The 15298-nt window shown below is 50.2% G+C and carries 10 protein-coding genes; 8 read left to right on the top strand and 2 right to left on the bottom strand.

Annotation, left to right across the window (positions count from 1 at the left end; translation table 11 throughout):
- Positions 1-44: 44 nt before the first annotated feature.
- A complete protein-coding gene (locus tag NNX04_RS12465; RefSeq protein WP_007639816.1) occupies positions 45-827 on the bottom strand; it encodes a sulfite exporter TauE/SafE family protein in 783 nt (260 codons plus the stop codon).
- Between the two features lie 270 nt (positions 828-1097).
- Complete coding sequence (locus NNX04_RS12460) at positions 1098-1634, bottom strand: glycine zipper 2TM domain-containing protein (RefSeq protein WP_261945970.1); 537 nt, start codon at positions 1632-1634, stop codon at positions 1098-1100.
- Positions 1635-1949: 315 nt separating this feature from the next.
- On the opposite strand from NNX04_RS12460, the gene glnE reads away from it, so the two are divergent.
- The 8 genes from glnE to NNX04_RS12420 all read left to right on the top strand — a co-directional run bounded on the left by glnE (position 1950) and on the right by NNX04_RS12420 (position 15242).
- Positions 1950-4934 carry a bifunctional [glutamate--ammonia ligase]-adenylyl-L-tyrosine phosphorylase/[glutamate--ammonia-ligase] adenylyltransferase gene (glnE, locus tag NNX04_RS12455; RefSeq protein ID WP_261945969.1) on the top strand — a complete coding sequence of 995 codons (2985 nt, stop codon included), beginning with the start codon at positions 1950-1952 and terminating at the stop codon, positions 4932-4934.
- 87 nt (positions 4935-5021) lie between these two features.
- Positions 5022-5951 carry a branched-chain amino acid transaminase gene (locus tag NNX04_RS12450; RefSeq protein ID WP_261945968.1) on the top strand — a complete coding sequence of 310 codons (930 nt, stop codon included), beginning with the start codon at positions 5022-5024 and terminating at the stop codon, positions 5949-5951.
- Between the two features lie 64 nt (positions 5952-6015).
- Positions 6016-7122: a lipopolysaccharide heptosyltransferase II gene (waaF, locus tag NNX04_RS12445; RefSeq protein WP_007639821.1), complete on the top strand. Its 1107-nt coding sequence runs from the start codon at positions 6016-6018 to the stop codon at positions 7120-7122.
- Positions 7119-9077 carry a lipopolysaccharide core heptose(I) kinase RfaP gene (gene rfaP, locus NNX04_RS12440; RefSeq protein WP_261945967.1) on the top strand — a complete coding sequence of 653 codons (1959 nt, stop codon included), beginning with the start codon at positions 7119-7121 and terminating at the stop codon, positions 9075-9077. Before waaF ends, rfaP begins: the two co-directional genes overlap by 4 nt.
- Positions 9078-9092: 15 nt before the next feature.
- Complete coding sequence (locus tag NNX04_RS12435; protein WP_261945966.1) at positions 9093-10304, top strand: O-antigen ligase family protein; 1212 nt, start codon at positions 9093-9095, stop codon at positions 10302-10304.
- Positions 10301-12061 (top strand): lipid A export permease/ATP-binding protein MsbA, encoded by a 1761-nt coding sequence (gene msbA, locus NNX04_RS12430; protein WP_261945965.1) that lies wholly within the window; start codon positions 10301-10303, stop codon positions 12059-12061. The genes NNX04_RS12435 and msbA overlap by 4 nt, the downstream gene beginning before the upstream one ends.
- A gap of 100 nt (positions 12062-12161) precedes the next feature.
- Entirely contained in the window at positions 12162-13586 is a 1425-nt protein-coding gene (gene hldE / locus NNX04_RS12425; protein ID WP_040391153.1) for a bifunctional D-glycero-beta-D-manno-heptose-7-phosphate kinase/D-glycero-beta-D-manno-heptose 1-phosphate adenylyltransferase HldE, read from the top strand.
- A 108-nt stretch (positions 13587-13694) separates the two neighbouring features.
- On the top strand, positions 13695-15242 hold the full coding sequence (locus NNX04_RS12420) for a methyl-accepting chemotaxis protein (RefSeq protein WP_261945964.1): 1548 nt from the start codon (positions 13695-13697) through the stop codon (positions 15240-15242).
- Positions 15243-15298 lie beyond the last annotated feature (56 nt).

The raw sequence follows: 15298 nt of genomic DNA, 5'->3' as shown, positions 1-15298 counted from the left end.
GTGAGTCGCCATTTTTTTATGGTTAGCGGCAAGGTTTACGGCTATCAGAACAGCAATTTGATCCCTACAAACACCAGCATAATCGCCAGCGCCGGGCGTAAATAATGGTCGGCCACGCGGTGTGCCAAGTGGCTGCCCAGGTAAATACCGGGTAGCGAACCAATCAACAGGTTTGCCAATAATCCCCAATCCACATTGCCTAAACCGGCATGCCCCATGCCCGCTACCAGCGTCAGTGGCACGGCGTGGGCGATTTCAGTTCCCACCAAACGCACGGTGGGTAGCAGTGGGTAGAGCATAAATAAAGCTACTGTGCCCAGTGCACCTGCACCGATGGAGGTGATGGTCACTACCGCGCCCAGCACCATGCCGGTAAGCACCGTCGCAATCATCTGTTCGCGACGGCTCATGCGGGTAATCCAGGCGTCATTTTTACGGCTGTAATCAAAGATTCGGCGTTTAAACAAAATAGCGATGGCGGTGAGGATCAACGCGTAGCCAAGGGTGGTGCGAATAATGCTGTTGAGGGTGTCGGTATCGGTGTGTAAATAATGCAGTAGCCAGAGGGTCAGTGCTGCTGCAGGTAGGCTGCCCAGTGCCAGCTCGCCGGTAATCTTCCAGTCGATATTTTTTTTCTTGTGGTGGACATGAATACCGCCCGCTTTGGTGATGGCGGCGTAGAGTAAATCGGTGCCCACTGCATTGGCGGGGCTAACGCCGAAATAGAGCAGAATCGGCGTCATCAGCGAGCCGCCGCCAACACCGGTCATACCTACAATAAATCCCACCACCAAACCGGCGATAACATAGCCAAAATGAAAATCCATACCACTCCACGTGCGCCGGCTACACCCGGTATCCGGTTAAAGGTGTCAGAAATTGAGGGTGTTTAAAAATAAACAGGGCGCGCAGGCTAACAGCCCATGGCGGAGGCGGCTAATAATCATTAGTTAGGTGCTTATAACTTTACGGATTAATCTGGGCTGATTGTGATCAATCAGTGCGTGTTTGGTTATGAAAGCGGGTGAGGGGGTAGGCAACGAAGAAGAGCGAGGTCCATAGCGTGATTTGGCTGCACATCCCTGTGCAAAAAATACCTAGCGATCTGTTTGATTCAATACTAACTGGCCATTTTCTACCGGGATACGCGAACCTGGGTCATAGTCCAAACGCAGGGAAGATTCCTTGTCTTTCAAACGGTAGGCAACGTCGTAGCCGATCACATCTTCACGGCTGTCGTAGACAGTCTTGCAGCGTTTTTCAACGGTGGTGTAGGTGTCTTTTTGCTGCATATTGGCCTGCACTTTATCACCGGCGTAACCACCGGCTACCGCACCGGCCACAGTCGCCACTTTTTTGCCGTTACCACCTCCCACCTGATTACCCAGGGCACCGCCCACTACCGCCCCTATTACTTTACCGGCAATACGGTTGGTGTCCTTTACGGGTTTTTGATGAACGACGGTTTCGTCATAGCATTCTTCGCGGGGAATTTTGGTGGTTTTAGTGACTGGCACTGAGCTGAGTACTTCAGCGTATGAAGGCTCTTTTAAAAATTGGTAGCTGGCGATAGCCCCACCTGCGGTAGCCACGCCCACACCTAACAGTGTTCCGATAATCATCGATTTGTTCATTTGGTAATCTCCTGCAGTGATGCCCTCTAATCAGGGGCGATGGCGCAGTCTACGCTTTATTTGTCTTAACCAGAGCTTAATGATTCCAAACGGGTTTTTGTGGTGAGATCTGGCTGGCATTTTGACTGTGAAGCTTGTACTCAATGGCACACAAATAGGGAATCAACTAGGGCTCACTATTGCCTTGTTTTCGCTGGCTGATTGTTCCTTGAGCGGATACGGATATAGTGAAATCCCCGTGCTATAAACTGCTAGTATTCCCCCGTCTGGCCAATAATCGTGCCCCCTAATAACCGCGTTAAGAGTCCTGCGTTTATGTTGAATTTTTCCGCAATTCCCGCCGAATTACATGCCCCTGCCCAGCGCTATTGGGATCAATTTGAAGCAGCTGTCCAGAGTCAGAATCTTCCGCATCCGCGCGATTTGTTACCATCCTCGGTTGCCGCTGACGAGTTTTTTCGTCAGTTGACGCGCGCGTTTGTCGCGAGTGAATTTATTGCCAAAACCGTCGCGCAACGGCCGCCGTATTTAATTGAGCTGGTGCAATCTGGTTCGTTGTTTGAGGCGCAGACGGATGCGCATTTGGAGGCATTTGCGGCGGCGGTTAATGCGTGCAATACCGATGCGGAGTTGGATAAATGTCTGCGGCAACAACGGCAGATGGCGATGATCCGGATTATCTGGCGCGACCTGAATCGTGTAGCGGATATGCGCGAGGTGACGGCAGAGTTGTCGCGCTTTGCGGATAAATCCATTTTGCTCGCGGCAGAGTTTCACTATCGCGCTCTTGAAAAAATGTACGGTACACCGATTGGGCGCGAATCGAATTTGGCGCAGCCGTTTATGGTGTTGGGCATGGGGAAATTGGGCGCGGGGGAATTGAATGTCTCCTCGGATATCGACCTGATTTTTACCTTTCCCGAAGGCGGTGAAACCAATCACGCCAGCCGTGCGATTAGCAACCAGGAGTTTTTTATCAAGCTTGGGCAAAAGCTGATTAAAAGTTTGGATACGGTGACTGCCGATGGTTTTGTTTTCCGCGTGGATATGCGTTTGCGCCCGCACGGCCAGAGCGGTGCTTTGGCGATGAGTTTTGTGGGTATGGAAGATTACTACCAGACCCAAGGGCGCGAGTGGGAGCGCTACGCGATGATCAAGGCACGCACGGTAGCGATGGCTGGCGGCGAAGGACAAATTGCTGCGCGCAAATTGCTGGGTAAAATGTTGCAGCCGTTTACCTATCGCCAATATATCGATTTCAGTGCGATTGAATCCCTGCGTGAAATGAAAGGATTAATTGCGCGGCAAGTGCAGCGCAAAGGTATGAATCTCGATGTGAAATTGGGCGAGGGAGGCATCCGTGAAGTGGAATTTGTGGTGCAGGTTTTTCAATTAATTCGCGGCGGACGCGATGCGCGTTTGCGCAAACGCAAAGTGCCGGTGCTCTTGCCGTTTTTGGAGCAGGAAAATTATTTGCCGCCAGGCGCGGGTTCGGCATTGCTTGAAGCCTATATTTTTCTGCGCAATACCGAGCATGCGATTCAAGGTTATCAGGATAAACAAACCCAATCGCTGCCGGTTGATCCTATCGGACAATTACGTTTGGCCTGGGTGATGGGTTTTGAAAATTGGGACAGTTTTTTTGAAACACTCAGTCGCTATCGCCACTGCGTTAACGCCGAATTTAAAGCAGTAATTGCCGCACCGGATGAAGAGGTTTCTGTTGATCAAAAAGCGGTAAGTTTTTGGTTGGGGTTGTGGGAGGGCAGTTTGCAGGGCGAGGATGCCATTCACGCGCTGGAAGCGAGGGATATTGAGGGGGCCGCCGCGCTAATTAAAAACCTTGCCGATCTGCGCGAGAGTCGCACTGTGTTATCGATGCAAGCGAGTGGGCGCACACGTCTGGATGCATTTATCCCGCGTTTACTGCTGATGCTGTTGCAGGAGGCGCAGCGCGGTAAGCTGCCGCTGACTATTGCCGAGGCTTTTGCGCGAGTCATCCCGCTAATCGAGGCGATTGCGCGCCGCAGTGCTTATTTGGTGTTGCTGGTGGAAAACCCTACGGCTATCCAGCAGCTAATTACACTCTGTTCAGCGAGCCCCTGGATTGCTGACCAGCTTGCGCAATATCCAGCGCTGCTCGACGAATTGCTCACCCCGGAAAGTTTGTATGCGCCGCCCGATAAAGACTTGCTGCGCGATGAATTGCGCCGCGATGTGCTGCGCCTGAATTGGGATGACCTTGAAGGCCATATGGAGGCGCTGCGCTATTTCCGCTCGGCCCATGCGCTGCGGGTATCGGCGAGTGAGGTAACTGGTGCATTGCCGTTGATGAAAGTGAGCGATTACCTGACCTGGATCGCCGAGGTGGTGCTGGAGCATGTGCTCAATTTGGGTTGGGAGCATATGGTCGAGCGTCATGGTCGTCCGCGTCGCAGTGATGGTTCGGTCGATACGGCGCCGGATTTTGTGATCGTCGGCTACGGCAAGTTGGGCGGGATTGAGCTGGGCCACGGGTCGGATCTGGATCTGGTGTTTATCCACAACGCCGATGCCAATCTCAGCACCGACGGCGAGCGCGCCATCGATAATATTACCTTTTACACCCGCCTCGGTCAGCGCATCATCCATGTGCTGAATACCTACACGCCCTCGGGCAAACTCTACGAAGTGGATATGCGCTTGCGGCCGTCCGGTAACTCGGGGCTGCTGGTGTCGTCACTCGCGGCGTTTGAGAAATATCAGGCCAATGAAGCATGGACCTGGGAGCATCAGGCCCTGGTGCGCGCACGAGTAGTCGCCGGTAGTGCAGCCCTCGGTGAGGAGTTCGAGCAGGTGCGGCAGCGCATCCTCACGCGCGAGCGGGATCTGGATAAATTGCGCGCTGATGTAAGCGACATGCGCCGCAAGATGCGCGAGCAGTTAGGCTCTGAGTCCAAAGCCAAAAATAGTGCAGTAAATGCCGCTAAAACGCCGGTTTTATTTAATTTGAAACAGGATGCGGGAGGTATCGTGGATATTGAATTTATGGTTCAATACGCGGCCTTGGCTTGGGCATCTAAAGCGCCCGGGATCATCCGGTACACGGACAACATTCGCATACTCGGATCACTGGAAGAGGCAGGTTTACTCGATGCCCAATCCGTGGCCCACCTGATCGCGGCTTACAAAGCATACCGATCCACCGGGCACCGCCTCGCGCTACAGCGTCAGGAGGCGGTATTAGAAGGCGACAATCACTTCCTGACCGAACGCGCGCAAGTCACCGCTTTGTGGCAGCAGCTAATCGATCACAACTGATTTTATCGCCCCGAACATTGAGTGCTGCGCGGCTGTGGCCGCGCCTAACAATCCCTCAAACATACATACAGAATTATTGGAGTTGCTATGTCTTTTGCCGATCGCGACGGCGTTATATGGCTTGATGGTGAACTCATTCCCTGGCGCGACGCCAAGGTTCACGTGTTAACCCACACTTTGCATTACGGTATGGGCGTGTTTGAAGGCGTGCGCGCTTACAACAGCTCAACCATGGGCACCAGTATTTTCCGTCTGCAAGAACACACTGATCGCCTGTTCCGCTCGGCGCACATCATGCGCATGAAAATGCCGTTCACCAAAGACGTGGTGAATGAAGCGCACAAAATGGTGGTGCGTGAAAATGGTTTGGCCGAAGCCTATCTCCGCCCAATGGCATTTTACGGTTCTGAAGGTATGGGCTTGCGCGCCGACAATTTGAAAGTGCATATCATGGTTGCTGCCTGGCATTGGCCTTCGTACATGTCTCCAGAAGCACGCGATCAAGGTATCCGCATCCGCACCTCCAGCTACACTCGCCACCACGTGAATATTTCCATGTGTAAAGCGAAAGCGAACGGTCACTACATCAATTCACTGTTGGCACTGCAAGAAGCGCTGGACAGCGGTTGTGAAGAGGCTCTGTTGCTTGATGCCGAAGGTTATGTGGCAGAAGGCAGCGGCGAGAATTTCTTTTTGGTGCGCGATGGCATTATCTACACACCGGAACTGACTTCTTGTTTGGACGGCATCACCCGCAACACCATTTTCCAATTGGCTGCCGATTGCGGTTATACCATCAAAGAAAAACGCATCACGCGCGATGAAGTCTATATCGCTGACGAGGCATTCTTTACCGGTACTGCAGCAGAAGTGTTGCCGATCCGTGAATTGGATGGCCGTATTATCGGTGAAGGTCGTCGTGGCCCGATCACTACCCGTTTGCAGGATTTGTATTTCAAATCCGTACGCGGCGAATTGCCCGCGCACACCAACTGGTTGGCGCCGGTTGCAAAATAACCGCCAAACTAACGGAGCCGAATGGCTCCGTTATTGTTTTTCCTCTTCGTAATATCAAACGCCTATGACCGAGTTGTCGCCTGTGATCGAAATGGATTTTCCTGCCGAGTTAAAAAAGATCCAAAAAATTTTGGTGGTTGGCCCTGCATGGATCGGCGATATGATGATGGCGCAAACCTTATTCAAATTACTGAAACTGCGGAATCCACAAGTACACATCGATGTGCTTGCCTCGGGTTGGACGCGCCAATTGCTCGCACGCATGCCAGAAGTTCATCGTGTGATTGATATGCCGCTCGGGCATGGCGCCTTTGGTTTGGGCGCGCGGCGCGCATTAGGCAAATCACTCGCCAGCGAAGGTTACGAGCAAGCCATTGTATTGCCCAATTCTTTTAAATCAGCGTTTATCCCGTTTTTTGCCAATATCCCCCTGCGCACCGGTTGGCGTGGAGAATTTCGTTACGGATTATTAAATGATGTGCGCGTGCTGGATAAAAAGCGCTACCCATTAATGGTTCAGCGCTATGCAGCATTGGCGCTACCAAAAACTGCAGCGCCGTTACACGTTTTTCCTTTTCCGGAATTGCGTGTTGATAAAACACAGCAACCACAATTATTAACAAAGTTTGCGTTGCAGCTTAATCGCCCACTGTTGATACTTTGCCCTGGCGCCGAGTACGGCCCTGCCAAGCGTTGGCCTGAGCATTATTTTGCTGAAATCGCCGATGAAAAAATTCGTGCGGGATGGCAGGTGTGGTTAATGGGGTCGGCTAAAGATAATCTAGTGACTGATGCAATTCGTAATTTGCTGTTGGATGAAGAGCGGCAGCATTGTTATAACCTGGCGGGCAACACGTCGCTGGGTGAGGCGATCGAATTAATGGCCTGCGCTGATGCAGTGCTCAGTAATGATTCGGGTCTGATGCATATCGCTGCAGCGCTGCAAAAACCGTTGGCGGTGATCTATGGCTCTACCTCACCTGAGCACACACCGCCACTCTCCAATAGCGTAAGTATTATCAGCAACAAAATTGAGTGCGCACCTTGTTTTGAGCGTGAGTGTCCTAAAGTGCATCACAAATGTTTGCGCGAATTAATGCCGCAGCAAGTGTTGGTGGCACTTGATAAGTTGCAGAATAAAAAGTTGAATTTTAGTGAGAGGGAAATATGAATATCGCCATTACTATATTCAAGTATTTTCCTTTTGGTGGACTTCAGCGTTATATGCTTGCATTGGCTAATGAAGCTGTTGCTCGTGGTCACAAAGTGACAGTTTTTTGTGGTGTATGGCAAGGCGATTTTCCTGAAGGGGTGGATGTTCGTGTTATCAAACGTCCCGTTTGGTTTAATGTTGCCGGTGTGCGAAGTTTTACCGCTGCATTTCAGGATGTTTATAACAAGTCAGAATTTGATCTGTTGATTGGGTTCAATAAAATGCCAGGGTTAGATTTTTATTTTCTTGGCGATAGCTGTTTTGCGCAAAAAGCTCTTCTGGAACGTTCGTTTTTATATAAATTTGCTCCTCGAAGTGTTTTGTATCTGAATTATGAAAAATCTGTGTTTGGGGGAGATAGTTGCACCAATATATTGACTCAAATAATGAGCGAACAAAAAGTGTTTGCCCGTTTTTATTCGACGGCAATTGATAGATTTTTTTTGTGGCCACCAGATATTTCTCTTAAACATATACAAAGTTCTGGTCTGCCAGAAGTTAAGCTTGAATTTCGTCGAAAATTACACTTGCCAGATGCCGCTAAAATTATTTTATGTATTGGATCTGGGTTTCATACTAAGGGCGTTGATATTAGCATCGCCGCATTTTTTGAATTAACAAAAATTGATACTGATAATAAATATGCTTTGGTAGTAGTTGGTGCAGATGAGCCTGGGCGTTACCTGGAAATTGCTAAAAATTTGGGTGTGGATGCGAGTGTGTTTTTTTTAGGTGCGCTAAGTCCAATTGGTGATGTGCTTGCAGCAGCTGATGTTCTTTTGCATCCGGCGCGTAAAGAAATGGGCGGAAACGTAATCCTTGAATCAATGATTTCTGGCTTGCCTGTCATAGCGAGTAAAGTTTGTGGGTATGCTCCATATATATCAAGGTACTTGATGGGTGAGGTCATTGATAGTGGTGAAAAACCGCAAAATATTGCACGAATTATACTTTCAGTATTAAGTGTGGATAAAAATTATTGGAGCTGCTGTGCGCAAAATCTGTTGCAAAAAGAAAGTTTTTTTTGCAGTACAAAAACGGTCGTTTCTATCTTAGAGGATTTTTTTACTTCGAGCAAACGACATCAAGTGGTTGTCGCTAATTCTAAGCAGAAGGTAATACTGCGTGAAGAGTTGCTCGCAGAGTTTTCAGGGAGAGATATCTTTTCGTTGATGGAGAATATGCCTGGTGTGGTTGCGCGCGAAATGTCTGATCGTCAGACTCTGCGCTTTGAAATAAATGGCCAGGGGTATTACCGTAAATGGCATCGTGGTGTGGGTTGGAAAGAGGTCTTCAAAAACCTTTTACAGTTACGCATGCCTGTACTAGGCGCTAAAAATGAATGGGATGCGCTTAACAAACTGTGTGCGTTGAATGTCCCCAGTTTAGTTCCTCTCGCCTATGGTGTGCGCGGTAAAAGCCCGGCGTATCAGCAGTCATTTATCGTCACGCGTGAGTTAACGGATGTCATCCAGCTGGATCATTTTTTTGAGCAGCATTCAGTAAGTATTAAGACCAAGCGTCTAATTCTAACAAAAATAGCTGTTATTTCACGCGAAATGCATGCTGCAGGCATTAATCATCGTGATTTTTACCTGTGTCATTTTATGTTAGATATGGCCTCTTTGGCAGAGAATGCTGAACCGGATATTTATCTAATTGATTTACATCGTGCCCAGTTGCGTCTACAGGTTCCTGAGCGGTGGTTGATAAAGGACTTGGGGGGTCTATTTTTTTCTTCGCTAAATTTACATTTCACCTCGCGTGATTATTTACACTTTTTGTGTGTTTATTTTAAGCAAGATCTACGTGTTATTTTATCTGACAAAAAAAAACTGCTTGAGAAGATACGGGCGCGTGCTTGTTCAACATATCGTCGCGACTTTGGTCATGATCCATTATTGCCGGGGTGAAGGGGTTAGTTTTTTATGAATTTATTTAAGTGTGAGTGGCTAGAGCAAAAGTTGTTTGCTTGGTCATTCGGTGGGTTATTGGTATTTATAACGGCATTTTTCTGGGCGCCATCGCGCGATGGTCTGGAGGCTGTGTATGCCTTAGCTTTTTTTATTCCAATTCTGTTTGTGTTTTCCTTGAGCAAAATGAGGCTGTATTTTAGTTGCGGCTGGTATTTCGCAACTGCACTGATCTATGCAATTTATGCAGGGCTAACCACTTTATGGTCTGCGGAGCCAGATATAGGTTATTTCACTCTTCAAGTTGTGGTGTTAACTGTTTGGTTGTTCGGTGTCACTTGGCTGGCATCGCTGAAAGAAATTAATATTGATGTGCTCATGGATCGATTGATCATAGTAGGGATTTTGGTGGGTATATCTTTATTGGTGGTTTTCTATCTTAAAAATGACGTGACATCACGGTTGGCTGGATGGTCAGTTTTGCGCAACCCTAATTCAGTTGGGGCTGCTTTTGGGGTGTTGACTTTTTTTGCATATTTTAAATGGTTGGAATCTAAAAGCATTAAGGGCGATGTTAAATATTTTGTTGCAATAATCTTGTTGGCAATTCCGTTGCTAATGTCGCAAAGCCGGGGGGCGATCCTGGCGTTATTTGTTGTTGCTGCTATGTCCCTACTTTACAGGTGGCCAAGTCCTAAGAAGATTTTTTTACATGTTTTTGCTGCGGGAATTGTTTTTATCGGCGTGCTAATCAAACTTGATGACTTGCTTGTTATGTTTTCGTCACGGTTGGATGACGGATACCGATTAACGGTATGGACTGAAATCTTCTCTCGCGCAGTAAGTGAACACTTTTGGTTTGGTGTTGGAATGGAAAAGGAAGGGAGAATCATCATTCCCGATGTGGATGTATTTAATCATGCGCATAATGCTTGGCTGGATATTTTCTACAGGACTGGCTTTATTGGCTTGGTACTGGCGTTAATTCACTTGTTTTATTTGTTGAGTAAGTTTTCACCTTCGAAACAGCTGCTGCCTTTATATCTTTGGCTTTTGTATGGCTGTTTAACCGCTATGGTTGATTCAAGAGGCTTTTTTTGGCAGATCGATGTTAGATGGTTTATGTATTGGATCCCGGCGGGGTTGATTACTGCTTTGCAAATATTGTCACACCCTTCATTTTCTTGTAATCAACGTATACCTGAACAGTCAATGGAGACTAGATGACAAATAACGCTATCGTTGAAACCTCCTCCTGGCGTATCTACCAGCGCCTGCTGCGCTACCTTAAACCTTATTTGCTCTGGTTCGGTGTCAGTGTAGTGGGCTATATCATTTACGCCGCCGCAAACGTGATGTACTCCCATGTAATGGAGCAGCTGGTGGTGGCGATTGAATCTGCCGATCCAGCGGCGCGTTGGTTGGTGCCACTGCTTATTGTGGGGGCGACCCTTATGCGTGGTTTGGGCATGTTTATCGGCGGTTATTTTATGGCGAAGGTGGCCTTTAATGTGGTTAATGACTTGCGCGTGCAGGTGTTCAACCACATGACCCAGTTGCCGGTGAGTGCGTTTGATGAGCGCCCCAGTGGTCATATGATCTCCCTGATTACCTACAACATTAATGGTGTGACGGTAGCCGCTACCGATGCACTAAAAAAAGGTATTCGCGAAGGCGCAACGGTGATTGGCTTGTTGGGCTGGTTGTTCTATCTGGATTGGAAGTTGACGCTGCTGTTTTTATCCGTAGCGCCAATCATGGGGCTACTGGTGACTAAAGTGGCCAGACGTTTGCGTCGCCTGAGTAGTAAAGTGCAGGATTCGGTGGGGGATATCACCCAGGTATCGAGCGAGATGATCAATGGCTATCAGGTGATGCGCACCTTTGGCGGTGAGACCTATGAGCAGGATCGCTTTATGCAGGCGAGCAAAAAGAACTATGCGCAGAATATGAAAATTGTGGTGACCAGTGCGGCCAATGCACCGGTGATGCATTTGTTGATTGCAGTATCCATGAGTTTGTTGATTTATGCCGCGTTGAGTTTTATGCAAATGGATAGCACCGCTGCCTTTATCGGCTACATCACTGCTGTAGGGTTGATTGTTACGCCGATCCGCCAATTAGGTGAAGTGGCACCAATGATTCTCAAGGGGGTGGCGGCAGCGGATAGCGTCTTTACCTTGCTCGATACACCCACAGAAAAAGACACCGGCACTTATGAAGTGGCGCGGGTTAAGGGGGAGGTCAGTTTCAAGGGTCTTGGTTTTAGTTATGCAAATCAGCAGCGGCCTGCACTGCGCAACGTGAATTTGTCGGTGCGCGCTGGCGAGGTAATTGCTTTAGTCGGTAGGTCGGGCAGCGGCAAATCCACGCTGGTGAGTTTGCTGAATCGCTTTCACGATACTACTGAGGGCGATGTACTGATTGACGGTGTTTCGGTGCGCGATTACCGCCTCGCGAATTTACGCAGCCATATCGCGTTGGTGAATCAGAATGTGACCTTGTTTAACGATACGGTTGCCGGGAACATCGCCTACGGCAGTTTGCAAACACGCAGTCCTGAAGCTATTCGGGCCGCGGCTGACGCCGCCTATGCGACGGAATTTATCGATAAGCTGCCCGAGGGGTTTGAGACCATGATTGGTGAATCCGGCGCGCGCTTGTCTGGCGGCCAGCGCCAGCGGTTAGCGATTGCCCGTGCGCTGTTAAAAGATGCACCTATCCTGATTTTGGACGAGGCCACCTCCGCACTCGACAATGAATCAGAGCACTATATCCAGGCGGCGCTGGAGCGTGTGATGAAAGGGCGCACCACCTTTGTGATTGCTCATCGCCTGTCGACGATTGAAAACGCCGATCGCATTATTGTGATGGAGCAGGGCGAAATTATGGAGCAGGGCACCCACGCAGAGCTGATTGCGCTTGGTGGGCATTATGCGCGGCTGCATGCCAAAGAATTTAATGACCAGGATGAGTCGGCTTAGTGGTTAGCGCCGGTACAGATTGATACTGGCGATCAGTGTGAAATTAATGTGAATGACAGGAATGGGTTTTTTAATGGAACTTACCTCTGCAGGAATGACTATGCATATAACGATGCCCCATTTTGAAAATGCGCGTGTATTGGTGGTGGGCGATGTGATGCTGGATCGCTATTGGCATGGCATGAGTACTCGCATTTCGCCGGAGGCGCCAGTCCCCGTCGTGAATGTCAATCAAACCGAAGATCGCCCCGGTGGCGCCGCCAACGTGGCATTGAATATGAGTGCCCTGGGGTGCAAGGTGTCATTGGTGGGAGTGATTGGCAATGACGAAGCGGGCGAGATTCTGCAGCGCAGCCTCGCGGCGGCCAAGGTGCAGGCTGATTTTCAAATCTCTGCCACCAAACCCACAGTAACCAAATTGCGTGTTATCAGCCATCACCAACAGCTGTTGCGCATGGATTTTGAGGACAAATACGGCCCTGAAGACAGTTGCGATTTTGTCGCCAAAGTTGAGCGGTTGATTGCGGATGTTGATGTGCTGGTGCTCTCCGACTATGCCAAAGGCAGCTTGCAGGACTGCAGTTCGCTGATTGCCCTCGCGCACAAGGCGGGCATTCCGGTTCTGGTCGACCCTAAAGGTGATGATTTCAACCGCTATCAGGGCGCTGACGTTATCACTCCCAATTTTGCCGAATTTGAAACGATTGTGGGCGAGTGTGCGAGTGAAGAGGAGATCGTCGCCCGCGGCGAAACCCTCATGGCTGGCCTTGACTTGCAGGCCTTGCTGGTGACTCGCGGCGAACATGGCCTCAGCCTGTTGCGCCCCGGCCAAGCGGAGCTGCATTTGCCAGCGCGCGGCCGCGAAGTATTTGATGTAACCGGCGCGGGCGATACCGTTATCGCGACACTGGCCGCTGCTATTGCATCCGGGCAGCGCCTGCCTGAGGCAACGGCGCTGGCGAATATTGCCGCCGGTATAGTGGTGGGCAAATTGGGTACGGCTATTGTGAGTGGCCCGGAGTTGCGTCGCGCCATTATTGCGGATCAGGGTGCGCAAAGGGGGGTGGTGAGCGAAGAGCAGCTGCTGTTGGCGATAGAAGATGCCCGCGCCGCTGGCGAGCGCATTGTATTCACCAACGGCTGTTTCGATATTATCCACGCCGGCCATGTCGGTTACCTGGAGGAGGCGCGCAAGCAGGGAGATCGCCTGATTGTGGCGGTGAATTCCGATGCTTCCATCCGTAAACTCAAAGGTGTAGGTCGCCCCATCAACCCGCTTGATCGCCGCATGGCGGTGCTGGCAGGTCTGGAAGCTGTCGATTGGGTGGTGCCTTTTGAGGAGGATACCCCCGAACGTTTATTGCGCCGCGTCAAACCTGAAGTATTGGTCAAAGGCGGCGATTACCGCGCCGATCAGGTAGTTGGCGCACCGCTGGTCAAAGCTTACGGCGGCGAGGTACGGGTGCTGGGTTTTGTCGAAAACTGCTCGACTACCTCGATTGTGAATAAAATTCTGCATCAGTAATCTCACAGTGCAGCTATAACCGCTATGGCTGCACATTTTTGGTGCCGCCTTGTCATCAGATATTGACTAGACTTCGTATAGTGTCTTATCCGACAACAAGGTGTTCCTGTGAAAACCTCATACCCCTCTCGTTCTGCTTATCCATCCTCTTCCCGAACCAGTAGTCTGGTTGACTTTGTGATTAACTATCGTCACCACATCGATAACATCATGCTTTGGGTAACGGGGCTGGCGTGGCTTATGTCGCTGCTCTATGCCGCGGTACATGGCACCTGGATGCTGGCGTTGGTTGTCGGTGGTTTGTTTATGGGCATTAACTGGTTTGCCATCAAACTGGTGAATCATCCACAGATCACACCGGCAATCATTGCCATTGTTTATATGTTGTTTGTTTCGCTTCATGTGCATCAACTCAAGGGCATGATTGAGGCGCATTTTGGTTATTTTGTATTTCTGGCTGCACTTTTTACCTACCTTGATTGGCGCCCCTTAATCTGGGCTGCTGTCGCCGCTGCGGTGTTGCATGTGGTTATTCACCTGCTGCAAGAGGCGGGAGTCCCGATTTATCTTTTCCCTGATCATATGCACTCCTGGTCGATAGTGGCCATGCACGCCTTTTATGTGGTGATTGAAACCGCGGTGCTGGTAATTCTGGTGCGGCTTGCCAGCCGCCTGTTGGTAGTGGCTCGCGAGTTGGTTGAGGTCACCGAAACGATGGTGGTTGATGATAGCCGTATCGATCTGGGGGTTCGCTCCCGCGCGCGCAATAATGCTATTTTGGATCGATTAAATTGGCTGCTGGAGTCTATTGCCCAAGCGGTTCGCTCTGCCTTGTCCGCACAGGATGAGGCGGATAAAAACCTGAGTGTGCTCGCTGCCAATGCCGGTGAGCTGGTAAATATGGCTGGGCAATCGCGCCGTGGCGCGGAAGTCATTCGCCATGCTATGGACAATATGCATCAATCGTTTGTGGAGGTTGCCGCGCAGATTCAGCGTGCGGCCGTGCTCACCGAAGAGACGGTGCATGCCCAGCGCGAGGGTCAGGTGGCAGTGAAAGGCGCGCGCGAGGGGATTGCCGAGTTGTCGCGTATTTTGGGGGATACCGCCCACTCTATCGATACCTTGGCGAGTGATTGTGCTGCCATTACGTCTACCCTGACAGAAATACAGGGCATTGCTGAACAAACCAATTTGCTGGCGCTCAATGCGGCGATTGAGGCGGCTCGTGCTGGAGAGCAGGGCCGTGGTTTTGCCGTAGTTGCAGATGAAGTGCGCACCTTGGCGCGACGCACCCAGGTCTCCACCGAAAATATCAAACAGATCGTCAGTCGTTTGGTGTCAGGCTCAAGCGCATCGGTGCAGGCGATGAGTGAAAGTCGACAGCGCGTACTGGCGAATGTCACCAGTTCCGAGGCGGTAGAGCAGATCTTTGGCCGTATTGCCAAAGCAGTTACCGAGATCAATAAAATTAGCCAACAAATAGCGGCCGCCACTGAAGAGCAGACCCAGGCTTCCGAGTCCATCACCCAGCAAACCGGACAATTGGATAGTTTGAGTGAGGAAACGGCGCGCATTGTGGCGCAAAATCGTCAGATGATTGCGCATTTACAAAGTGCATTTGCGGAGCTGCAACAAGCGTTGACCAAATTTCACTAAGCGATGGTGTCGATTCGGCAGCATAAAAAAAGCCCCCGTCAGCACAACTGGCGGGG

Origin of the sequence: Cellvibrio sp. QJXJ (assembly GCF_024452345.1) — a bacterium.
Classification (GTDB): Bacteria; Pseudomonadota; Gammaproteobacteria; order Pseudomonadales; family Cellvibrionaceae; genus Cellvibrio.
Note: the sequence above shows the minus strand (reverse complement) of the source record. Positions and strands in the feature narration are given on the sequence as shown.

Coding starts and splice junctions, on each gene's coding strand:
- hldE (WP_040391153.1), top strand. CDS start 12,162: ATGCATATAACGATGCCCCATTTTGAAAATGCGCGTGTATTGGTGGTG.
- glnE (WP_261945969.1), top strand. CDS start 1,950: ATGTTGAATTTTTCCGCAATTCCCGCCGAATTACATGCCCCTGCCCAG.
- NNX04_RS12460 (WP_261945970.1), bottom strand. CDS start 1,634: ATGAACAAATCGATGATTATCGGAACACTGTTAGGTGTGGGCGTGGCT.
- msbA (WP_261945965.1), top strand. CDS start 10,301: ATGACAAATAACGCTATCGTTGAAACCTCCTCCTGGCGTATCTACCAG.
- NNX04_RS12465 (WP_007639816.1), bottom strand. CDS start 827: ATGGATTTTCATTTTGGCTATGTTATCGCCGGTTTGGTGGTGGGATTT.
- NNX04_RS12450 (WP_261945968.1), top strand. CDS start 5,022: ATGTCTTTTGCCGATCGCGACGGCGTTATATGGCTTGATGGTGAACTC.
- NNX04_RS12435 (WP_261945966.1), top strand. CDS start 9,093: ATGAATTTATTTAAGTGTGAGTGGCTAGAGCAAAAGTTGTTTGCTTGG.
- waaF (WP_007639821.1), top strand. CDS start 6,016: ATGACCGAGTTGTCGCCTGTGATCGAAATGGATTTTCCTGCCGAGTTA.
- rfaP (WP_261945967.1), top strand. CDS start 7,119: ATGAATATCGCCATTACTATATTCAAGTATTTTCCTTTTGGTGGACTT.